Source organism: Bradyrhizobium sp. WSM4874 (assembly GCF_055811835.1).
On sequence record NZ_JBVVPR010000003.1, the window covers coordinates 91,452 to 113,365 of the forward strand.

The 21,914-nt window shown below is 65.5% G+C and carries 19 protein-coding genes; 1 reads left to right on the plus strand and 18 read right to left on the minus strand.

Annotation, left to right across the window (positions count from 1 at the left end):
- Positions 1 to 2: 2 nt before the first annotated feature.
- From AC0L3P_RS04245 to AC0L3P_RS04275, 7 genes are all read right to left on the minus strand, one after another.
- The gene (locus AC0L3P_RS04245; protein WP_275167628.1) at positions 3 to 977 is read right to left on the minus strand and encodes a magnesium transporter CorA family protein; all 975 of its coding nucleotides are present in this window, start codon (positions 975 to 977) and stop codon (positions 3 to 5) included.
- A gap of 352 nt (positions 978 to 1,329) precedes the next feature.
- On the minus strand, positions 1,330 to 2,826 hold the full coding sequence (locus AC0L3P_RS04250; protein ID WP_473301076.1) for an ABC transporter substrate-binding protein: 1,497 nt from the start codon (positions 2,824 to 2,826) through the stop codon (positions 1,330 to 1,332).
- 54 nt (positions 2,827 to 2,880) lie between these two features.
- The gene (locus AC0L3P_RS04255) at positions 2,881 to 3,885 is read right to left on the minus strand and encodes an ABC transporter ATP-binding protein (RefSeq protein WP_354055984.1); all 1,005 of its coding nucleotides are present in this window, start codon (positions 3,883 to 3,885) and stop codon (positions 2,881 to 2,883) included.
- A complete protein-coding gene (locus AC0L3P_RS04260) occupies positions 3,882 to 4,895 on the minus strand; it encodes an ABC transporter ATP-binding protein (RefSeq protein WP_354055986.1) in 1,014 nt (337 codons plus the stop codon). The genes AC0L3P_RS04255 and AC0L3P_RS04260 overlap by 4 nt, the downstream gene beginning before the upstream one ends.
- A 2-nt stretch (positions 4,896 to 4,897) precedes the next feature.
- On the minus strand, positions 4,898 to 5,791 hold the full coding sequence (locus AC0L3P_RS04265; protein WP_473301077.1) for an ABC transporter permease: 894 nt from the start codon (positions 5,789 to 5,791) through the stop codon (positions 4,898 to 4,900).
- On the minus strand, positions 5,788 to 6,738 hold the full coding sequence (locus AC0L3P_RS04270; RefSeq protein ID WP_275167633.1) for an ABC transporter permease: 951 nt from the start codon (positions 6,736 to 6,738) through the stop codon (positions 5,788 to 5,790). The genes AC0L3P_RS04265 and AC0L3P_RS04270 overlap by 4 nt, the downstream gene beginning before the upstream one ends.
- A gap of 272 nt (positions 6,739 to 7,010) precedes the next feature.
- Positions 7,011 to 8,432: an amidase gene (locus AC0L3P_RS04275; RefSeq protein ID WP_473301078.1), complete on the minus strand. Its 1,422-nt coding sequence runs from the start codon at positions 8,430 to 8,432 to the stop codon at positions 7,011 to 7,013.
- A gap of 120 nt (positions 8,433 to 8,552) precedes the next feature.
- Here AC0L3P_RS04275 and AC0L3P_RS04280 point away from each other — a divergent pair, with 120 nt between their 5' ends.
- Complete coding sequence (locus AC0L3P_RS04280; protein ID WP_473301175.1) at positions 8,553 to 9,440, plus strand: LysR family transcriptional regulator; 888 nt, start codon at positions 8,553 to 8,555, stop codon at positions 9,438 to 9,440.
- A 6-nt stretch (positions 9,441 to 9,446) separates the two neighbouring features.
- On the opposite strand, the gene AC0L3P_RS04285 is transcribed toward AC0L3P_RS04280, so the two are convergent.
- From AC0L3P_RS04285 to AC0L3P_RS04335, 11 genes are all read right to left on the minus strand, one after another.
- On the minus strand, positions 9,447 to 10,382 hold the full coding sequence (locus tag AC0L3P_RS04285; RefSeq protein ID WP_473301080.1) for a carbohydrate kinase family protein: 936 nt from the start codon (positions 10,380 to 10,382) through the stop codon (positions 9,447 to 9,449).
- 5 nt (positions 10,383 to 10,387) lie between these two features.
- Positions 10,388 to 12,034, minus strand: a complete 1,647-nt coding sequence (locus AC0L3P_RS04290; RefSeq protein WP_473301081.1) for an FGGY-family carbohydrate kinase — start codon at positions 12,032 to 12,034, stop codon at positions 10,388 to 10,390.
- 38 nt (positions 12,035 to 12,072) lie between these two features.
- Positions 12,073 to 12,846 carry an SDR family NAD(P)-dependent oxidoreductase gene (locus AC0L3P_RS04295; protein WP_354056000.1) on the minus strand — a complete coding sequence of 258 codons (774 nt, stop codon included), beginning with the start codon at positions 12,844 to 12,846 and terminating at the stop codon, positions 12,073 to 12,075.
- A 40-nt stretch (positions 12,847 to 12,886) separates the two neighbouring features.
- Positions 12,887 to 13,894: an ABC transporter ATP-binding protein gene (locus AC0L3P_RS04300; protein WP_473301082.1), complete on the minus strand. Its 1,008-nt coding sequence runs from the start codon at positions 13,892 to 13,894 to the stop codon at positions 12,887 to 12,889.
- A 16-nt stretch (positions 13,895 to 13,910) separates the two neighbouring features.
- Positions 13,911 to 14,741 carry a carbohydrate ABC transporter permease gene (locus AC0L3P_RS04305; protein ID WP_473301083.1) on the minus strand — a complete coding sequence of 277 codons (831 nt, stop codon included), beginning with the start codon at positions 14,739 to 14,741 and terminating at the stop codon, positions 13,911 to 13,913.
- Positions 14,742 to 14,744: 3 nt separating this feature from the next.
- Entirely contained in the window at positions 14,745 to 15,617 is an 873-nt protein-coding gene (locus AC0L3P_RS04310; protein WP_354056006.1) for a carbohydrate ABC transporter permease, read from the minus strand.
- Between the two features lie 90 nt (positions 15,618 to 15,707).
- Entirely contained in the window at positions 15,708 to 17,021 is a 1,314-nt protein-coding gene (locus tag AC0L3P_RS04315; RefSeq protein ID WP_275167642.1) for an ABC transporter substrate-binding protein, read from the minus strand.
- A gap of 309 nt (positions 17,022 to 17,330) precedes the next feature.
- The gene (locus AC0L3P_RS04320) at positions 17,331 to 18,281 is read right to left on the minus strand and encodes a sugar-binding transcriptional regulator (RefSeq protein WP_275167643.1); all 951 of its coding nucleotides are present in this window, start codon (positions 18,279 to 18,281) and stop codon (positions 17,331 to 17,333) included.
- Positions 18,282 to 18,289: 8 nt separating this feature from the next.
- Entirely contained in the window at positions 18,290 to 18,955 is a 666-nt protein-coding gene (locus AC0L3P_RS04325) for an HAD family hydrolase (protein WP_354206621.1), read from the minus strand.
- Positions 18,956 to 19,029: 74 nt separating this feature from the next.
- Positions 19,030 to 20,946 carry a nitric oxide reductase activation protein NorD gene (locus tag AC0L3P_RS04330; protein WP_354206623.1) on the minus strand — a complete coding sequence of 639 codons (1,917 nt, stop codon included), beginning with the start codon at positions 20,944 to 20,946 and terminating at the stop codon, positions 19,030 to 19,032.
- A 10-nt stretch (positions 20,947 to 20,956) separates the two neighbouring features.
- The gene (locus AC0L3P_RS04335; protein WP_354206625.1) at positions 20,957 to 21,769 is read right to left on the minus strand and encodes a CbbQ/NirQ/NorQ/GpvN family protein; all 813 of its coding nucleotides are present in this window, start codon (positions 21,767 to 21,769) and stop codon (positions 20,957 to 20,959) included.
- Between the last annotated feature and the right edge of the window lie 145 nt (positions 21,770 to 21,914).

Genomic DNA, 21,914 nt, shown 5'->3' on the forward strand with positions numbered 1-21,914 from the left:
CTTTACTCGAACCAGCCGCGGCGCTTGAACCAGATCAGCGGCAGCACGCCGCTGGCAATGATGGCGAGCCACGCCAGCGGATAGCCGAACGTCCAGTCCAGCTCCGGCATGTGCTTGAAGTTCATGCCCCAGATGCCGACCATGATCGTGGGCGGTACGCCGACGACCGAAACGATTGTCAGGATCTTGAACAGCTCGTTCTGCTGGATGTTGATGAAGCCGAGCACGGCATCGAGCAAAAGCTGGATCTTGTCCGACAATCGCGTCTCGTAGTCGCCGAGCGAAGCGACATCCTTCGAGACGGCCTCGAGGCGCTTCTTCGACGCGGCCGTGATCCATTCACTCCCGACATCGCCGGCAAACGAGGCGACGCGGCCGACACCAAGCAGGACATCGCGCGCCTTGGCGAGCCGATCAGCCAACTCTCCGATGTTCTCCAGCGCCTCGCGCATCCGCCGGCTGGAGCGGACCGGCCGCTGGGTGCGGACGAGCCCGCCTTTGAAGACGCCCCGCGAGAGCCTGTCGACCTTCGCGCCGAGATGCTCAAGAACATCGGCCCCACGGTCGACCATGGCCTCGACCAGACTGGTGAACACGCACATGCCGTTCTCCAGGCTGTCATCGGAACCGATACGCTTGCCGATGTCGTCGAAGATCGGCAGCTGCGCGAAGCGTACCGTCACCAGCACGCGCGGGCCGATGACGAATCCCACCGGCGTGATCTCGGCCTCGTCGTCCTCGTTGAGCCGGACCGCCGGCGAGCTGAGATAGAGCGTGCCGTTGTCGACGATCAGGCGGCTCGACGCTTCGATCTCGCTGAGCGAATCCTCGGACGGAACGCGGATCCCGAGCAATCGTTCGACGAACTGCTTTTCTTCTGCGGTCGCGTCCAAAAGATCCGCCCAGATGATCTCGGACGGCATTTCCGCGCCGATCTTTTGCCAGTCGTCGGATGGCCACCTGTACAGTTTAAGCAAGAACCGAACTCCGCATACCCTCGCGCCGGATCGCACGGCCTGCGGCCATCCTGCGCCGAACTAACGCATCAGGGTTCCGAACGTTCAAAGTCGGGGAGCATCGGGCCGGCGCAATCAAACCAAGCGGGCGCGCCTCCTTCGATGAGGCCATCATGCCAGTGTTTTGCCCGACGGGTCAACGGCATCGCGCAACGCAAACCATTCAATTGCGTGACGCGCAAGTCATTGAAATGACTATCCCCGGCTACTGTGCATGGGGTTGTTTTTCAGGTTTTTGTTTGGACCGGTCTCGTGACGATCTCTTCCGTTGGGAGAGATCGTCACCGAAATCACTCAATCGACCTCCGCGACCCTACTCCCACGCCCACGTCGAGAAGTCGTTCTCGTACTGGGGCACGTCCTTCCAGACGCCCTTCAGCTTCTTGTTGGTGATGGTGATCAGCTGCGGCTGGTACAAATAGCCCGAGACCGCATCGGTTGCCAGCATGCGCTGGGCGTCGCCGAGAAGCTTGGCACGGGCAGCTTCATCCGGCGTCGACACGATCTGCTTGTAGAGCGCGTTGAACGCTTCGTTGTTGTAGCCAAGATAGTAGTCCGGCTCGGTGATCTTGACGAGATCGAACGGCTCGACATGGCTGACGATGGTGAGGTCGAAATTGTGTGGACCATTGCCGGCGAATACCTGCGACAGCCATTGCGCCCATTCGACGTTCTCGATCTTGGCGATGATGCCGACCTTGGCGAGTTGGGCTGCGAGAATCTCGCCGCCCTGCCGCGCATAGGACGGCGGCGGCAGCTTCAGCGAGAGTTCGAGCGGCGTGGTGATGCCGGCCTCGGCGAGCAGTTTCTTTGCCTTCTCGGGGTCGAACGGGTTGATGCCGGTCGTGTCGACATAACCGAACGCGCTCGGCACGTAGAAGCTGCCGATCGGCGTGCCGAAACCATCGACCGCGCCGTCGATCATCGCCTTGCGATCGATCGCAGCGAGGATCGCACGGCGCACGCGAACATCGTCGAGCGGCTTCTTGCGATGGTTGATGCCGACGATGGTCTTCGCCCTGGAGCCGCCGACCATAACGTTGAAGCGCGGATCGGCCTTGAACTGAGCGATGGTGCGCTGGGCCGAGACGCGGGGAAACGCGTCGACATCGCCCGACAGCAGCGCCGCTGTCTGCGCGGACGGATCGGAGATGAAGCGGATCGTCACCTTCGAGAGCTTGATCGCGGCTGCGTTGCGGTAGTCGGCCCATTTGGTCAGGGTCATCGAGGAGCCCTTGGCCCAGGCGCCCAGCTGATAGGGCCCGGTCCCAACCGGCTGCGTGATGTTCGTCGGCGCGCTCTTCGGCTCGACGATCGAGCCGCTGGCCTGCCCCAGCAGGAACGGTAAGTTCGGCTCCGAATGTTTCAGGCTGATCACGACCGTGTCGGCATCGGGCGCGTCGACCTTCTCGAAACTCTGGAACAGGCTCTTGTCTTTGTTGGTGCTGGTGGCGACAGCATTGCGCTCGAACGAGAACTTCACGGCGGCGGAGTCGAACGGCTCGCCATTGTGGAATTTGACGCCCTTGCGCAGCTTGAACGTATAGGTCTTCAGATCGGGCGAGGCCGTCCAGCTCTCGGCGAGCAGCGGCGAAGTGGTGCCGTCCTCGTTGATCTTGGTCAGGGTCTCATAGATGTTGTAGAGCGTGACCTCGGCGATCGCGGCGGCGGCGGCGTTTGTGGGATCGAGCCCCGGCGGCTCCAGCGCCATCGCCATGACGACGCTGTCCTTCTTGGACTGCGCCAGCACCGGCAACGGAGCCACGGCAAGCGCGGCGGCGAATGCGACGATCGATAGTTTCCTGAACATGCTTAACTCCCCGGCCTTCTCTCATCCCAGCCTACGCCAATCCCGCCTAGGACGCTAACCTTCCACGGGCAATTGCGGCAACGCCATCACGGCTTCCGCCTTGTGGCAGGCGGCCAGATGCGTCTCGCCCAGCTTGCGTAGCTCAGGCAGAACCTCGCGGCAATGCTGGTCGGCGAGCGCGCACCGCGAGACATAGGGACACCCGGTCGCGGCCGCCGATTGCGAGGCGATTGCCTGGGCCCCGCGCCGGCGCCGGCCGCCGGCGGCGCGCACCCGCGGCACGGCATCCAGCAGCGCTCGCGTGTAGGGATGGGCGCAGCGCTCGAACAAATCCTCGGGACGGCCCTGCTCGACGATGCGGCCGAGATACATCACCGCGACCTCGTCGCAGAGATAGTCGACGACGGCGAGGTCGTGGCTGATCAGGACGTAGCTGAGGCCGAACTGCTCCTGGAGGTCTTGCATCAGGTTGAGCACCTGCGCCTGCACGGAGACGTCGAGCGCGGAGACCGGCTCGTCGGCGACGATCAGCTTCGGCTGGGTGATCAGCGCGCGTGCGATGGCGATGCGCTGGCGCTGGCCGCCAGAGAACTCGTGCGGATATTTCTCCATGTCGGCACTACGCAGGCCCACCTGCTGCAGCACCGCGGAGACGCGGGCACGAAGCGTCGTGCGATCAATCCCCTCCAACACGGTCAGCGGCTCAGCGACGATGCGCGCGATGGTCTGGCGCGGGTCGAGCGATCCGTAGGGATCCTGGAACACCATCTGGAAATCGCGGCGCGCGCGGCGCAGCTCGTCCGCAGAGATGCGGTTGAGGTCGCGGCCGAGCAGCGCGACCTGCCCCGATGTCGGCCGCTCCAGCGCCATCACCACCCGCGCGAAAGTCGATTTGCCCGAGCCGGACTCGCCGACGATGCCGAGGCTCTTGCCGGCGTCGACCCGCACGCTGACACCATTGAGCGCGCGCACCTGCCCCGGCGGGCGGAACACGCTTTCACGCGGCAGCGTGTAGCGCTGCTCGAGATCCTTCACGTCGAGAAGAGGCGCCGTGGTCATACGGTCAGCGCTCCGACGCGTTCGGCCATGGAGACGTCGGTCCGGATGCAGCGCACCAAGTGGCCGGGTCCAACGTCCACCATCGGTGGAAGCGCGGCCCGGCAATGCTCGATCACGAGCGGACACCGGTCGGCGAAGGTGCAACCGAAAGGCAGATCGGCGAGCTCCGGGACCGTGCCCGATATCGTCGTCAGCCGCGTCCCCTTGCGCGCGCCGAGCTTCGGCCGGGCGCGGAACAGGCCCTGCGTGTAGGGATGTCCCATCCGGCGGAACACTTCGTCGGTCGGCCCGCTCTCGATGATCGTGCCGCCGTACATCACCATCATGCGTTGCACGTTCTCGGCGATGACGCCGAGATCGTGCGAGATCAGGATCATCGACATGCCGCGCTCTTCGACGAGATCGGCGATGAGGTCTAGGATCTGGCCCTGAATGGTGACGTCGAGCGCCGTGGTCGGCTCGTCCGCGATCAGCAGGTCGGGCTCGCAGGCGAGCGCCATCGCGATCGTGACGCGCTGACGCTGGCCGCCGGAAAACTGGTGCGGATAGGCATCGACGCGGCGCGCCGGATCAGGCAGCCCGACGCGGTCGAGCAAGGCGATCGCTTCTCGCCGCGCCTGCGATGCCGAGTATTTCCTGTGACGCCGCAGCGGCTCGGCGACCTGGTGGCCGATCGTGTGCATCGGGTTGAGCGCGGTCATCGGCTCCTGGAAGATCATGCTGATGCGATTGCCGCGCAACCGACAATATTCCGCGTCCGACAAACCAGCGAGTTCGCCGCCGTCCAGCTTGATGCTGCCGGTGACGACCGCGCTGTCCGGCAGCAGTCCCATCAGCGACAACGCCGTCACCGACTTGCCGCAGCCGGATTCGCCGACGAGCCCGAGCGTCTCGCCGCGCTTCAGGGCAAAGCTGACGCCGCGCACCGCCTGTGCAGGCCCGCGGCTGGTATTGAGGCGCACGCCGAGATTGTCGACCTCGATCAGCGGCATGGTCGAGCGCTCGCCCATCCTCATCGCTCCCGCGCAAGTCGAGGGTCGAGCAGATCGCGTAGTCCGTCGCCGAGCAGATTGAGGCCGAGCACCGCGATTGCAATCGCAGCACCCGGATAGACCGCAAGCATCGGCGACTGGAACAGCAGTGTCTGCGCGTCGTTCAGCATCCGCCCCCAGGACGGCTGCGGCGGCTGCGTGCCGAGACCGAGATAGGACAAGGCGGCTTCGGCTAGAATCGCAAGCGCGAACTGGATGGTCGCCTGCACGATCAGGATCGAGAGGATGTTGGGCAGCACGTGCTCGATGGTGATGCGAGACTTGCCCTTCCCCGCCGCGCGCGCGGCCAGCACGAATTCGCGCGCCCAGATCGCGTTGGCCGAGCCGCGCGTCAGCCGGATCAGCGTCGGGATCTGGAAGATGCCGATGGCGACGATCGAGGTCACCATGCCCGGCCCCACGACTGCGGCGAGCATGATGGCGGAGAGCACGGCCGGAAAGGCGAAGGTGAAATCGGAGAAGCGCATGATGATCTCTTCGGTCCAACCGCGCCTGGCCGACGCGATCAGGCCGAGACAGACGCCGAAGGTGAGGCCGATGCTGACCGCGATGATGCCGACCATGATGGTGGAGCGGGCGCCGGCGAGCAGCAGCGAGACGATGTCGCGGCCGAAGACGTCGGTGCCGAGCCAGTGCGCGGCCGAGGGCGGCCGGAGCTTTGAGGCGATGTCGATCTCATAGGGCGACCAGGGCGTCCACACCAGCGACAGCAGCGCAGAGGCGAGCACCAGCAGGCTCAGCGCGCCGCCGAGCACAAAGCTGCGATGACGCAGTGCGCGGCGCCAGAAGGTCCGGGCCGGCAGAGGGCGCGCTAATGCCGGCGCATCGACGAGGGTGACGAGCGGATCACTCACAGATCGTGGACCTTGATGCGGGGATCGACGAAGGCATAGAGCACGTCGACCACGAAATTGACGATGACCACCATGGTCGCGAGCAGCATCACGCAATTGCGCACCACGATGAGGTCGCGGTTGGCGATCGACTGGAAGATTAGCCGGCCTAGGCCGGGCAGATAGAACACGTTCTCGATCACGATGGTGCCGGCCAGCAGATTGGCGAATTGCAGGCCCATCACGGTCATCACGGGGATCATGGCGTTGCGCAGCACGTGGCTCCACAGCACCTCGCGCTTGCCGAGGCCTTTTGCGCGCGCCGTGCGGACGAAGTCTTCACGCAGCACTTCCAGCACCGCGGAACGCGTGACGCGCGCGAGGATCGCGGCCTGCACCACCGCGAGCGAGATCGCCGGCAGCAGCAGCGACTTGATGCCGGGCCAGATGCCGTCCTCCCAACCGGGAAAGCCGCCCGCGGACAGCCATTGCAGCCGCACCGAGAACAACAGCACCAGCAGGATCGCGAACCAGAAATTCGGCAGCGCGATGCCCACCTGCGTCAGCGACATCACGCCGACGTCGCCGAGCTTGTTGTGGTTGGCGGCGGTGTAGATGCCGGCCGACAGCGCCAGCGTCACCGTGATCAACATGGACATCATCGCGAGCGGAATGGTCAGCACCAGCCGCTCCGCGATCAAGGCGGCAACCGGGGTGCCGTAGACATAGGAGTTGCCGAGATCGCCGACGAGCAGCCCCTTGATCCATTGCAAATAGCGAACCGCCAGCGGCTGATCGAGCCCGAGCTTGACGGTGAGCGCACGCACCGCGTCCGGCGACGCGTCAGCGCCCATCAGCATCTGCGCGGCGTTACCCGGAAGAGCATCCAGTACCAGGAAGATGATCACGGATGCGCCGACCAGCGTCGCTAGCAAGGTCAGCACACGTCGGAGGACAAATACGCTCATGCGTTCACGAGCTCCGACGTCGTCCTGGCGAAGGCCAGGACCCATAACCCCAAGCAGCAGTTTGGCGAAGACTCGTCCTTCGGTACTGGCACTGCCCGTCACCGATCAATTCCGCGGTATGGGTCCTGGCTTTCGCCAGGACGACACCGAGGGGGATGCGGGCGTCATGCCGCATGGGGACAAATACGCTCATGGGCGTTCGGATTCAGGGGGCATCCGCGGCACGATCAACATGTCCGAGGGCCGGAGGCAAGTGCTTTGCTGCATGCCCATCAATTCGGCCAACGGGACAGAAGGCCTTGCGACGCCTCGAACAGCGCGCTCACGCGCAGCAAGTCCGCATCGGCGCGGAAGCGGCCCACGAGTTGCAATCCGATCGGCAGGCCATCGCGGCCGAAGCCGCAGGGCAGACTGATCGCGGGGTGTCCGGTCATGTTGAACGGCATGGTCCAGGGGAACCAGTGCGGCCGGACGCTGTCAAAGTGCTTGCCGTCGATCTCGATGGTGCCGAACAGGTCCTGATCGATGTGCAGCGCGGTGCGGGTGATGGTCGGCATCGCCAGCAGATGCCCGCGCGCAAGCAGGGATTGCACCCGGCGGAACAGCGCCGTGCGCGCGAACATCGCCTCTTGATAGGCGACGCCGCTGACGTCGGTGGCAAGCGCAAGCTGCTTGAGGAAGGCCTCGCTCAGCGCGTCCCCATGCTCGGCTGCGAGTTTTGCAAAGCGCGTCCGCCAGACCGTGTGATTGATGGCGCGCCAGATCGGCTCGATGTCGAACCCCTCGCCCGAAAACTCCTCGAGCTCGGCACCCAGGCCCGCGAGCCGATCGAGGCTCGCCTTGAAGCCGGCCTCGACATCGGCAGAGACGGGGCGTCCGGGCGGCGAGAGGCAGTACAGGATTTTCTGCCCGCGCAGATCGCCGCGCGGAGTGGCCGTGCCGACGAAGTCGGTCACGGGAATGCCGATCGACCAGGGATCGCAGGAATCCTCGCCGGCCATCGCCTGCATCATCAGCGCGGTGTCGGCGACGGTCCGAGTCATCGGCGTGACATAGGTCTGGTTGCCGAACGCGTCCAGCGCCTGGCTGTGTGGGATGACGCCGTTGCTCTGCTTCAGCCCGACCACGCCGTTGCAGGCGGCGGGAATCCGCGTCGAGCCGCCGCCATCGGTCGCGATCGCAAGCGGCGCGATGCCGCTCGCCACCGCCACCGCTGCGCCGCCGCTGGAGCCGCCGGAGGAGCGCTCGGCGCTCCACGCATTGCGGGTGCGGCCGAACAGCGGCGAGTCGGTCAGGCACTTGCTGCCGAATTCGGGCGTCGTGGTCTTGCCGATCAGGATCGCGCCTTGCGCGCGGAGCCGCGCGACCGCGACGGCGTCCTCGGCCGGCACGTTGTCCTTGTAGGGAACGGCACCGAAGGTGGTCTTGACGCCCTTGGTGTTGACGATGTCCTTGACGGTGACGGGAATGCCGTGCAGCAGGCCGAGCGGCTCGCCGGCCATCACCTTGCGCTCGGCCTCGCGCGCAGCCGCAAGCGCCTCGTCGCCGCAGATCGTGATGAAGCAGTTCAGCTCGGGCTGGAGCGCCTCGGCACGGGCGAGCACCGCGCGGGTGAGCTCGACGGGCGATATCTGCTTTGTCGCGATGAGGCCGCGCAGCACGGTTGCGGATAGCTGGCAAGGATCGCCGTTCATCGTCACATCGCTCCGAAGCCGGCCGCCGGTGGCCGATAGCATTGACAGCCAGGATGACAGTTTTGTTAACTCGCCGCCAATACGATTTTGAACACCAACCCATACGTTTTCGGTATGCCAATGGATCTTCGCCGGCTCCGCTATTTCGTCGCCGTCGCCGAGGCGCGCAGTGTCGGCAAGGCTGCCGAGCGGCTGCGGATGGCGCAGCCGCCGCTCTCGGTCCAGATCCGCAAGCTGGAGGCCGAGGTCGGTGCACCGCTGTTCCGCCGCGGCACGCGCGGCATGGATTTGACCGACGCGGGCCAGGCACTGCTGGCGCGCGCCGGCGAGGCGCTGGCGCTGGCGGCGGACGGCATCGAAGCCGCACGCGCGGTCGCGGCCGGCAGCCGTGGTCGGCTGTCCGTCGGTTACATGTTCGTGCTGGCGAACGCGATGCTGCCGCGCCTCATCCCCGAACTGCGGCGATCCATTCCCGGCGTCGATCTCGATTTCGCCGAGCTCAGTGCCTCGACGCGCGAGGCCCGGCTGCTCGATCGCAGCGTCACGGTCGCGTTGTGCATGCCGGCGATCCACCATCCCGAGATCCAGGTGACCCGGATCGGCGCGCAGCCGTTCATGCTGGCGGTGCCAAACCGTTCGCCGCTTGCGCGCCTGAGCGCGGTGCCAATGATACGACTCCAGGGCCGTCCGCTGATCGCGCTGCCGCCGCCGGAGCGGGACCCCTCCTCCTCCGCGGTCGCGGCCCTGCTGCGGCGGCACCAGATCGTAATGCCGATTGCGAGCCGGGTGGAGACGGTGCATTCGGCGATGAGCCTGGTTCTCGCCGGTGAAGGCCTCGCCATCCTGCCCGCCTGCGCGCAGCTCGGGGCGCCGCGCGGGGTCGTGTTCCGGCCGCTGCGGGACGCCACCGACTCCATCGATATCGCGGTCTGTTGGCGGCGGGACGCCCAGAGTCCGCTGATCCGAACCTTCCTGAAATGCGCCGAGAAGGCGGTCGCGCGGCTGTGAGGCGGCCTACGAGCTCCAACTGATCTCGTGACTCCAGGGCGGATCGGCGCCCGGACGGGTGCAGGTTAGCCCGGCGCAATTGGCGGCAAAGGACAGTGCACGGCGAAGCTCGTCCGCGCCGATATCCTTCAGTTGCTGTCGGGCGAGCCGTCCCTGCTTGTGCAGGGCGAACAACAACGCCGCCTGAAAACTGTCACCCGCGCCGATGGTGTCGGCGACCACGACCTTGGGGGCGGCGACCTCGATCTGCCCTGCCCCCGCATGCCACGCGATCGCGCCGTTGTTGCCACGGGAGATGACGACGAGGCTCGCGCCCCGTGCGAGCAGCGTGCTCGCTCGCTGGCGATACGGCTCGTCGCCGAACAGATAGGCAAAATCGACGTCCGACATCTTGATGAGATCGGCACAGCCGGCAAACTCCGTCATGCGCGCGCGATAAGCCGGCTTGTCCTTCACGAGGTTGGGCCGGCAGTTCGGATCAAAGGAGATTGTCGAGGACGCCCGTGCGTCCGCGATCAGGGCCTTGGTCTCGGTCGCGCCTTGGTCGTTAACGAGTGTGGTCGAGCCGACATGGAGGGCTTCAACCGTATCGAACGCAATGGAGCCGCGCCGGTAGGTCCAGTTCCGCGTGGCGGTCTCGGCATCGTAGAAAGCATAATGCGACTCGCCGGCGACGATGCGAACGAAGGCAAGCGTGGTCTGGTGATCGCTGTTTGTGGCGAGGGCGAGCTCGACATTGGATGCAGCGGCGTGGTCGGCGATCATGCGCCCGAACATGTCCGTCGAGATGCCGCCGACAAAGCCGGTCGGCGCGCCGAGCCGCGCCATGCCGATTGCAACGTTCAGGCAGGAGCCCCCGACCACCGGCATGACGGCTTCGCGTCCGTCGGTGTTTCGCGTCGGGACGAAATCGATCAGCGCATCGCCGCAGGAAATCAACATCCGTCTCAACCTCTCGCGACGTCGCGCATCGCGGCACGGCTGCCGCGATCGACCTCGCGCAGCAACTTGTAGACCTCGCGCTTGCGGGCGTGAAAGGCGGCTATGTCGGGCATGGTCGGCTCGCTCTTCCGTCCCAGCGCCGACATCTTTGCCATGGTTTCGCCGATCGAGGCATAGGCGCCGCCGGCGACTGCGCCGAGCATCGCGGCGCCCAGCAGCACAGGTTCTTTCGTCTGCGGCAGCGCGACCGTGAGGCCGGTGGTGTCCGCCATGATCTGCCGCACCAGCGGACTGCGGCTGGCGCCGCCGCCCATGATCATGATGCTGGAGTGGACGCCATGCGCGGCAAAGGCCTCGATCACCTCGGCAAGCCCATAGGCGAGCCCGCACAGACCGGCGACGAACAGCCGTTCCATCGAGGCGATGTCGGTGTCGAGATCGAGGCCCGCGATCACCGCGCGCGTGTCAGGATCGGCGTAGGGCGAGCGGTTGCCAATGAACTCGGGCAGCACATGGACGTCGCGGGCCAGCAGCGCGACACGGCTGGCGCCGCCTGCGCGTGCGAGGATGCGGCGCTCGAGAAACTCGATAAGGTCGAGGCCCTCGTTGCGCGCGGCCGCGCTCGCTTCGGCGTGGCCGGGATGCGACTTGAGAAGATGGTCGATCGCAGCGCCCGCAGCCGACTGCCCGCCCTCGTTGAGCCAGAAATTTGGCACCATGCCGGAGTAGTACGGACCCCACACGCCCGGCACAAAGCACGGTTGTTTCGTCGTCGCCATGATGCAGGCCGACGTTCCCATGATGTAGGCAAGGCGGTCGGAAACATCTGTCGCGCCGTCCGATTCATCGCGGCCGCCGATTGCGCCGATGCCGCCGGCATGGGCATCGATGAGGGACGCTCCGACCGGCGTGCCCGGCGACAAGCCAAGATCGGCAGCGGCCGCACTGGTAAGACCGGCGCCGAGCCGCGTGCCGGGCGCGACGATCTCGGTGCCGATGCGGGCGTATTTCTCGTTGACGAAGTCCGACAGGCCGATGCGCTTGAAGAATGGCGCGCTCCACCCACCGCCGTCATGCGCGAGGTAGTTCCATTTGCAGGTGACCGTGCAGGTCGAGCGCTGCAACGAGCGGGTGGCTCGCCAGGTCAGATAATCCGCGAGATCGAAGAAGTGTCCTGCAGCGTCGAAGCTCGCGCGCAGATGCCGCTTCAACCACAGCAGTTTCGGCATCTCCATCTCGGGCGAGATCGAGCCGCCAACATAACGCAGCACGGCGTCACCGGTCTCGTTGATCAGCCGCGCCTCGGCCGTGGCGCGGTGATCCATCCAGACGATGACGTTGCGCTGCCGGTCGCCGGAAGCGCTGACGGTGAGCGGCTCGCCTTGCCGGTCGAGCACCACGAGAGAGCAAGTGGCGTCGAAACCGATACCGCCGACGCTATCGGGCGCGATTGCAGCTTCCGCCATCGCGGCCCGCACCGACGCCGTGCAAGCGTCCCAGATATCCTGGGACGACTGCTCGACGATGTCACCGGCCTCATGCCACATCCTGATCGGATGCCGTGCGATCGCCAGCAAGGTGCCGGCTTCGTCGAACACCCCGGCCCGCGTGCTCGTGGTCCCTACATCGACGCCGATATACGCTCGCGGCATTGTCGCCCCCGGAAGCTCTCGTCAGTTTTGACGCAAGCCTACCAGCAAGTGTAGCCGCCATCCACCACCACGATACTGCCGGTCATCAGGCTCGCGGCCTCGGACGAGAGGAACAACACCACGGAGGCGATCTCCTCGACCTGCCCCATCCGCGCCATCGGGGTTCCACCGATCCAGGCGTCGTACATTCTCGGATTGCTCTTCACGAAGGCGTTGAGCGGCGTCTCGATATAGGTCGGCGCCACCGCGTTGACGCGGACGCCGCGCGCGCCCCATTCGGCGGCGAGCGATTTCGTGAGATGGTGCACGCCGGCCTTGGAGGCATTGTAGAAGCACTGCTCCTGCGGCTTGTTGACGATGAAGCCGGACATCGAGCCGACATTGACGATGGCGCCGCTCTTCGCTTTCAGCATGTGCTTGCCGAACTCGCGGCAGCACCAGAATGTGCCGTTGAGATTGACGTCGATGACGTTGAGCCAGTGCTCGTCGGTCACGGTCTCCGCCGGCGTCTCGCTGCGCGCAATGCCGGCGTTGTTGACGAGGATGTCGACCTTGCCGTGGCGCGCGACGAGGTCGTTCGCGACCTCCGCCACGCGCTTGGTGTCGGTGACGTCCATGATCGCCGTCTCGGCGTCGAAGCCCTTCGCCTTCAGGCTGGCTTTCGCACTGTCGGCGACCTTGCTGTCGCGATCGCCGATGACGACCCTGGCGCCGGCTTCAGCCAGCGCTTCGGCGCAGGCGAGCCCGATGCCTTGCCCGCCGCCGGTTATGAACGCGGTCTTGCCGTTCAGTTTGAATTTTTCCAGGTACATGTTGCTGTTTCCGATTCTTGTCGTTTCTTGCCGTTTCTTGTCAGGCCTTAATGGCGTTGCCGCTTGCGTCGAAGCGATGGATGCGCGCGGGCTCCGGCACCAGCGATACATGGTCGCCGGCGTGCAGGCTCAATTCACCGATGTAGCGCGCCGTCAGCATGCCGAGCGGACCGGCATCGACATAGAGGAAGGTGTCGCTGCCGAGATGCTCGGCCACTGCGATCGTTCCCTGCCAACCGCCGGAGCCGTCGCGTTCGATCTTGAGATGCTCCGGCCGTACGCCAATCGTTGCCGCGCCCTTCTGCAAGGCGTGCTCGCCGGTCACGAAATTCATCTTGGGCGAGCCGATGAAGCCGGCGACGAACAGGTTGGCCGGCTTCTCGTAGAGATCCAGCGGCGAGCCGTATTGCTCGATCTTGCCGCCGTTGAGCACCACGATCTTGTCGGCCATGGTCATAGCCTCCACCTGGTCGTGGGTGACATAGATCGCGGTGGTGCCGAGCTGCTTCTGGAGCCGCGTCACCTCGATCCGCATCTGCACGCGCAGCGCCGCGTCGAGGTTGGAGAGTGGCTCGTCGAACAGAAACGCCTTGGGCTCGCGGACGATGGCACGGCCGATCGCGACGCGCTGGCGCTGGCCGCCGGACAATTCGCGCGGCTTGCGGTCGAGATAGGGCGTGAGGTTCAGCGTCGCAGCGGCCGCCTCGACCTTGCGGTTGATCTCGTCCTTGGCCAGTCCCGCCATCTTCAGGCCGAAACCGATGTTGCCGCGCACGCTCATATGCGGATAGAGCGCGTAGGACTGGAACACCATCGAGAGCCCGCGCTTGGCCGGCGGCGTGTCGATAACGTTCCTGCCGTCGATCAGGATCTTGCCGCCGGAGACGTCCTCGAGCCCCGCGATCAGCCGCAACAGCGTGGTCTTGCCGCAGCCCGATGGCCCCACGAACACCACGAACGACCCGTCGGAAATCTCCAGGTCCGCGCCCTTGATGATGTGCACGGGGCCGAAGGATTTCTGCACGTCCTGAAGTGTGATCTGACCCATGATCCGGCAGCCCTTCCTACTTTACCGCGCCAAAGGTGAGCCCGCGGACGAGCTGCTTCTGGCTGAACCAACCGAGGACGAGAATAGGCGCGATCGCCAACGTGGAAGCCGCCGACAGCTTTGCCCAGAACAGCCCTTCCGGGCTCGAATAGGATGCGATGAACGTCGTGAGCGGCGCAGCGTTCGAGGTCGACAGATTGAGCGTCCAGAACGCCTCGTTCCAGGCCAGGATCAGGTTCAGCAGCATGGTCGACGCTAGGCCCGGGATCGCCATCGGCGTCAGCACATAGACCAGCTCGCGGCCGATGGTGGCGCCGTCCATGCGCGCGGCTTCCAGGATGTCGCGCGGGATCTCCTTGAAATAGGTGAAGAGCATCCAGATCACGATCGGCAAATTGCCGAGGCACAGGATGAAGACGAGGCCGATGCGGGAATCGAGCAGGCCGAAGGACTTGTAGATCAAGTAGATCGGCACCAGCACGCCGACCGGCGGCATCATCTTGGTCGAGAGCATCCAGAGCAGAATGTCCTTGGTGCGCTTGGTCGGCGAGAACGCCATCGACCAGGCTGCGGGAATGGCGATCAAAAGCGCAATGAGCGTCGAACCGCCGGCGATGATGATCGAGTTCAGCGCGTGGTGGAAATAGTCACTACGCTCCTGCACCGTTGCGTAGTTCTCGGTGGTCCAGTGGAAGAACAGGAGGGACGGTGGAATCGCGAAGGCCTCAAGTTCGGTCTTGAAACTCGCCAGCACCATCCAGAGGATCGGGAAGAAGATCAGGAAGCCGAAGAACCACGCCCCGATCGTCGAGACCACTACCCGCTGCCTCGTCGCCATCCGCGCCATGTCTCATGCCTCCAGGTTGCGGCCGACGATGCGGACCAGGAAGAAGGCTACGATGTTGGCGATCACGACAGCGACGAGGCCGCCGGCCGAGGCGGTGCCGACATCGTACTGGATCAGTGCCTGCGAATAGATCAGGAAGGCGATGTTGGTGGTCGACAGTCCCGGGCCGCCGCCCGTGGTAACGTAGATTTCGGCGAAGACGGTGAGCAGAAAGATCGTCTCGATCAGGATCACCACCGTGATGGGGCGCGCGAGGTGCGGCAGCGTGATGTAGATAAAGGTCGAGACCGCGCTGGCGCCGTCCATTTCGGCGGCTTCCTTTTGCTCCTCATCGAGCGACTGCATCGCAGTGAGCAAAATCAACGTCGCAAACGGCAGCCATTGCCAGGACACGATCAGGATCACGGCGAGCAGCGGCGCGTCGGTGAACCAGTCGATCGGCGTCAACCCGAACACCGACGCGATCCAGGCAAACAGCCCGGACACCGGATGCATCAACAGGTTCTTCCAGACCAGCGCGCTCACTGTCGGCATGACGAAGAACGGCGCGATCACCATCAGCCGCACGATGTTGAGGCCGATCACGGGCTGGTCGAGCAACAGCGCCAGCGGAATTCCGAGCAGGACGGTCAGGGCCAGCACCGAGCCGACCAGCACCAGCGTATTCTGGAGCGACGCGAGGAACGCGGGATCGGTGAGGAAGTAGCGGAAATTTTCCAGCCCAACGAACGCTTCCGAGCCGGGATCCAGCAGACTGTAATGCAGCGTCGAGAAATAGAGCGTCAGCGCGAGCGGGACGATCATCCAGATGAACAGCAGTCCGACGGCCGGCGTCAGGAGCGTCCGTGCGAGAAGCTGCGTCTGCCGGGTTGCCATTCTTGACTTGTCCGCTTGCGGGAAGAAGGCGGCCATCCATCTGGAGCGGTGGATGGCCGCAAGTCCGAACTCAGGAGGGGGAGCTCGCGTTCACTTGATGTAACCCGCGCGCTTCATCTCGCGCTCGGTTGAAGATTGCGCCGCGGTGAGCGCGGCATCGACCGTCATCGATCCCGCAAGCGCGGCCGAGAACTGCTGGCCCACCTGCGTGCCGATGCCCTGGAATTCGGGGATCGCCGCATATTGCACGCCGACGTAGGGCACCGGCTTCACCGTCGGCTTGTTCGGATCGGCGGCATCGATCGAGGCCAGCGTCAGCTTCGCAAACGGGGCGACCTTCAGATATTCAGGGTTCTGGTAGAGCGAGGTTCGGGTGCCCGGCGGCACGTTGGCCCAACCCTCCTTCGCGGCGACGGTCTTGGTGTAGTCCTTGCTCGTTGCCCATGCGATGAACTTCTCGGCCGCCTCCGTCTTCTTGGAGCCGGCGGGGATCGCGAGATTCCAGGCCCACAGCCAGTTGGCGTTTTTGCCGAGCCCGGTGTTGGGCGCCAGCGCGAAGCCGACCTTGTCGGCGACCTTGGAGTCCTTCGGATTGGTGACGAAGGACGCCGCGACGGTGGCATCGATCCACATCGCGCACTTGCCGGCATTGAACAGTGCGAGGTTCTCGTTGAAGCCGTTCGAGCTCGCACCCGGAGGTCCGGCCTGCTTCATCAGGTCGACATAGGTCGTGAGCGTCGCCTTCCATTCCGGCGTGTTGAACTGCGGCTGCCACTTCTCGTCGAACCAGCGTGCGCCATAGGAGTTGGCCATGGCGGAGAGGAACGCCATGTTCTCGCCCCAGCCGGCCTTGCCGCGCAGGCAGATGCCGTAGACGCCGGCGCTCTTGTCGGTGAGCTTCTTGGCGGCGTCGACGACGAAATCCCAGGTCGGCTTTTCCGGCATCTTGAGGCCGGCCTTGTCGAACAGGTCGGTGCGGTACATCACCATGGAGCTCTCGCCGTAGAACGGCGCGGCGTAGAGCTTGCCGTCAACGGAGACCGCATCCTTGATCTTGGGCAGGAGGTCGGCGACGTCGTAGTCGGCGCCGAGATTGGCGAGCGGCACCAGCCAGCCCTTCTTGGCCCAGATCGGCACCTCATAGGTGCCGATGGTGAGGACGTCGAACTGGCCGCCCTTGGTAGCGATGTCGGTGGTGACGCGCTGGCGCAGCACATTCTCCTCAAGCGTCACCCATTTGACCGATATATCGGGGTTCTTCTTGGTGAATTCGGCCGTCAGCCCCTGCATGCGGATCATGTCGCCGTTGTTCACGGTGGCGATCGTCAGGGTCGTTTCGGCCATCGCGGGGACGGCCAGCAACAGGCAAGACGCGCCGCAGACGGCGCCGAGGACGTGTTTCACGATGACCTCCCTAGGATCGCGCTTTTGAGCATATGCCCACGCGTTGGGCGTATGTTCGACTGAGGGCGGGCCATTGTCAAGCAGGCGCGCGGGCGTTTCGGCAACTTGTGAGTGCTGCGATGCGGGGAGCTGGTGCATCGCCCTCCCCGTCATGCCCCCGCGAAGGCGGGGCATCCAGTACTCCGTGCCGTCTGTGGGTTTGCCTCAAGCGGCGCTGCGGCGTACTGGATCGTCCGCCTTCGCGGACGATGACTGCGGCGGGGCCGGCGAAATCCCTGCCTCGCACCCGCGCAGAAACGACAAACCGCCTCAGCGCTCCAGAATCGCCCTCGCGGTCGCCTCGTCCGTGATCAGCCCGTTGATCAACCGTCCATTCAAAGCCGCCGCGATCGCCGGCACCTTGGCCGCACCGACCGCTGCGCCGATCGTCGTGGTCTTCGCCGGGACCTCCGGCGGGATGCTGGTCAGGCGCCTGTTGGTTCCGGCCTTCAGCAGACGGCCCTTGGAATCGTAGGCCCAGCCGGTGATCTCGCCAATCGCCCCTTGCCGCATCATCTCGAACAGTTCGTCGCGGGTGACGAAGCCGTCGACATGGACCTGCGCCTTCTGATCCATCTGGCCGATGCCGACGAGGCGCAAATCCGCCTTGGCCGCGACCGCCTTCACCTTTGCGATCGGCTCGATCCGGACCATCTTGTTGCGCTCGTCCTCGGACGACATCAGGAACGGCAGCGGCATCGGATAGTGCCGCGCACCGGTGCGGTCGGCGAGCCGGCCGACGGTGTCGTAGAAGCTCGCCGAACCGTCGGCGGAGATATTGCCGACCAGCGAGACGATCTGGTGGTTGGGCCGGTCGATCGGCGTGACGCGCTCGACCGCGGCACGCACCGCCCGTCCCGTGCCGAGCGCGACGATGACGGGCGTTTCTGAACGCAGGGTGGAATCGAGCAGATTGGCGCAGCGTTCGGCAATGCCCGCTGTGGCCTGCGGCGCGGCGGAATCCGCCGGCACCACCTCGCAATGGGTAAGCTCGAAACGCTCCTTCAGACGCGCCGCCAATTCCATGCATGCGGCGATGGGATGTTCGAGCCGGAAGGTGATGAGCCGTTCGGCGAGACACAGCGACACCAGCCGCTGCGCCGACGCGCGCGACACCTGGAGCATCTTCGCGATCTCATCCTGGGTGTGACCGGCAATGAAATAGAGCCAGCCGGCGCGCGCGGCGTCATCGAGCCTGGACTTTTCGTTCTCAGCAGCCATGAGGGGCGTCAGGCGTCCTTCCAGAAATCGATCATGCGCGCGAAGACCCGGTCGGCCCCCGCGCCCGACAATATAGCCTGCCCGTCGCGTCCGCGATAATGGCTGCCGCCGGCAAATCCCCAGACCGTCATGCCGGCCGCCTTCCCCGCCTGCACGCCGCTCGCACTGTCCTCGATCACCAGCGTGCGCGCGGGTTGCGCGCCCATCTGCTCGGCCGCATGGAGAAAGAGATCCGGCGCCGGCTTGCCGTGCCTGACCATCTGCGCGGTGTAGATCCGGTCCCCGAAATGTGGCGCGAGGCCGGTGACGTCAAGGGAGAGCGCGACACGGTCGATGTCGCTGGACGAAGCCACGCAAAACGGCACGCGTAATTCGGAGATCACATCGGCGACGCCGGAAATTGGCTGAAGCGTGCCTGCGAACGTGCTCAACACATGCGACTTCAAGCGCGGCAGAAAGCCGTCCGGCACGACCTGTCCGAGATCCCGATAATGCTGCTCGACCGCTTTGGTGCTGCGTCCGAGAAAGAGTTCGAGCGCCTGCTCCGGGCTCAGCGAGATGCCACATTCGGCCAGCGCGTCGGACAGGCACCGACAGCTCAACAGCTCACTGTCCACCAGCACGCCGTCGCAGTCGAAGATGATCAGATCGGGTTTCAGCCGGCCCTGGTCCATCCCGCCATTCGATCATATACCCACCCCATGGGCAATAGCTCACCCGAGAACGGGACGCCGCACCTTTTCCTGATTCAATGCGCCACCTGCCGGTAAATCGCCGGCAGCGCCGCAGGCAGTCGGCGGATATTGCCGACGATGGCGTAGCCGCCACGCCCGAACAGCGTCGGGAAATAGGATTGCGCGGTTGCGTCCACCGTCACGCCGAAGGCGGCAATGCCGAGCCGGCGCGCCTCCTGCACCGATTTGCGGGTGTCCTCGACCGCAAAGCGGCCTTCGTAATGATCGACATCGTTCGGCTTGCCGTCGGTGAGGACGAGAAGCAGCTTCTTGCGCTGCGGCTGACGGGCGAGTGCGGCCGAGGCGTGGCGCACCGCCGCGCCGATCCGCGTGTAATAGCCGGGCCTCAGCGCTCCGATACGACGCTCCACTGCCCCGCTCATCGGCTCGCCGAAGGCCTTGACGGTTTCGAGCCGCACCCAGGACCGCCGGCGCGAGGTGAAGGTCAGGATGCTGTGATGGTCGCCGCAGGCCGACAGGCCATGCGCGAGTACCAGCAGCGCCTCCTTCTCGACGTCGAGCACGCGATGGCCGTCGACCCAGGCGTCCGTCGAGAGCGAGACGTCGACAAGCAACGTGACGGCGAGATCGTGCCCCTGCGGGCGCATCGCGACATGGATGCGATCGAGACCGCCGCCGCTGCCGGCGCGAAGATCGCAGCGGGCGCGCACGAGCGCGTCGAGGTCGAGGTCGTGCCCGTCGGCCTGGGCGCGCATCAATTCGTGGCGCGGCCGCAAGATCTCGAAGCGCCGCCGCACCTGACGGATATGCCGGCGCATGGACTCGTCGGGCGACCAGGTCTCGCCGGTCTCGGATGCGGCGCCCGCGAGCACGCGGCAGTGATCGGGCAGGTAGGAGCTGCTGCGGTAGTCCCATTCGGGATAGGTGAGGTCTGCGTTCAGCGGCGACGCATCGAGGGCTTCCGGCGGCAGGTCGAGATCGAATTTGAGCCGGCTCGCCGGCTTGCCGCTGCGCCGGCTCAGCGTCATCTCCTCGAGATCGTCGGCGGCCTTCTGCGCATCCTCGTCCTCGCTGTCGTCAGCCGGACGGTCGACATTGACCATCTCGGCCATTGCGAGAATCTTTTCGAAGCGGTTGAGCACGAAGGGATCGCGGCGGTTGGCGTTGTCCTCGCGCTCGCGCACGGCAAAGCGCTTGCGACTGTCCTCGGCGGCGGCCCCCGCGCCCGGTGCGCACGCGTCGTCGCCCGCATGCACCGGCGAGAGTTCGCGCGTCCAGCAATCGCCCCAGAGCGGACACGGCAGGACCGAGCGATAGCCCGGCGGCGCCTTGTCCGGCAGCGGACCTGTCCCCATCATCGCCGGCCACAGCTGACCTGCGGGCGCCTTTCCGGTCCCGAGCAAGGCCAGCACGATCCGCTCGATCTCCTGCTCAAGACGCGGCAACGGACGTCGCGGCCGGGCTTCGGCAGTTGCGGCGGCGAGCCGCGCGTAATCAGCAGCGAGCCCGGGAAACTGCGTGAGCACGAAGACCGCCGTCTCGCTCGCCCGGCGCAAGACCAGAAGGTCCCGCCGCAGCGGATCATGCTCCGTGATCGTCTCGATCGGCGCGACCGCGAACCACGCCGCAAGCCAGCGATAGAGGCATGCGTTGAGATCGCGGTCGGAAAATATCGCAATGCGGTCGGGGAGGAAGATGGTCGTAGCGCCGCGGCCCGGCTGTTCGAGACGTTCGTCTCCAAGGCCGATGCGTTGCCGCCAGCCGAGCCGATGGCCCGCCCTGCGTGCGCCTGCGCTCGCGATCTGAACGCCCGTCTCACCGCCAAGCGCACGGAACATCACCGCGAGCCGGCCTCTCACCTCCGCAAGCGCGACCGCGTGATCATCGTGAACCGGATAGCTCGCGGTGCCGCCGACCATCCGGTGCCAGGCGCGGCCGACCGTCTCCTCCAGTTCGAGGAAGTCAAGCATGGGATCTGGCTCAGGCAATCACGGCGCGCGCGACGTCCAGCAGCGCCGCCTTGACCTCGGAATCGTCGGTCAGCGGCTCGATCATGCCGGCGAGCACCGCATCGGCGATCGAGACTCCCGCCGCAATCAAGGTCGCGCAATACACCACGAGCCGGGTCGAGACGCCCTCCTCCAGATCATGCCCCTTCAGCGCCCGCAGACGTCCGGCAAGCGCGACCAGCGGCCGTACGCGATCCGGCGGCAGCCCACTCTCGGCCGACACCACCGCAATCTCCTGCTCGGCCGGCAGGAAGCCGAACTCGATGGCGACGAAGCGCTGCCGCGTCGACGGCTTCAGCGCCTTGAGCAGGGTCTGGTAACCGGGATTGTAGGAGACAACGAGCATGAAGCTCGCGGGAGCAACGAGCTCCTCGCCGGTTCGCTCCAGCGGCAGGATACGGCGGTCGTCAGTGAGCGGATGCAGCACGACGGTGACGTCCTTGCGGGCTTCCACCACCTCGTCGAGATAGCAGATGCCGCCCTCGCGGACCGCGCGCGTCAACGGACCGTCGGTCCACACGGTGTCGCCGCCTCTCAGCAGATGGCGCCCCGTGAGATCGGCGGCGGTGAGATCGTCGTGGCAGGCGACGGTGTGGAGCGGCAAGCCCAGCCGTGCCGCCATATGCGCGACGAAACGCGTCTTGCCGCAACCGGTCGGTCCTTTCAGCAGGACCGGAAGCCGGTGCCGACAGGCATGCTCGAACAGCGCGCATTCGTTGCCGCTTGCGACATAGGCTGGTAGCGCGGGTGCCGGCGCGGCCAAGGCGTGAAGAGCTACTTTCATGATCTCTCTCCGAAAATGTCTGAAGCGGCGGCCCCGCTTTAAACCCGCCCCCCGGACCCGTAAAACGCCCGCGGCAGCGCGGGGGGGAATGGCGCCAGCGTTTAGCCGCCCGGCCCCCCCCCCCCCCCCACCAAAAAAACCCCCC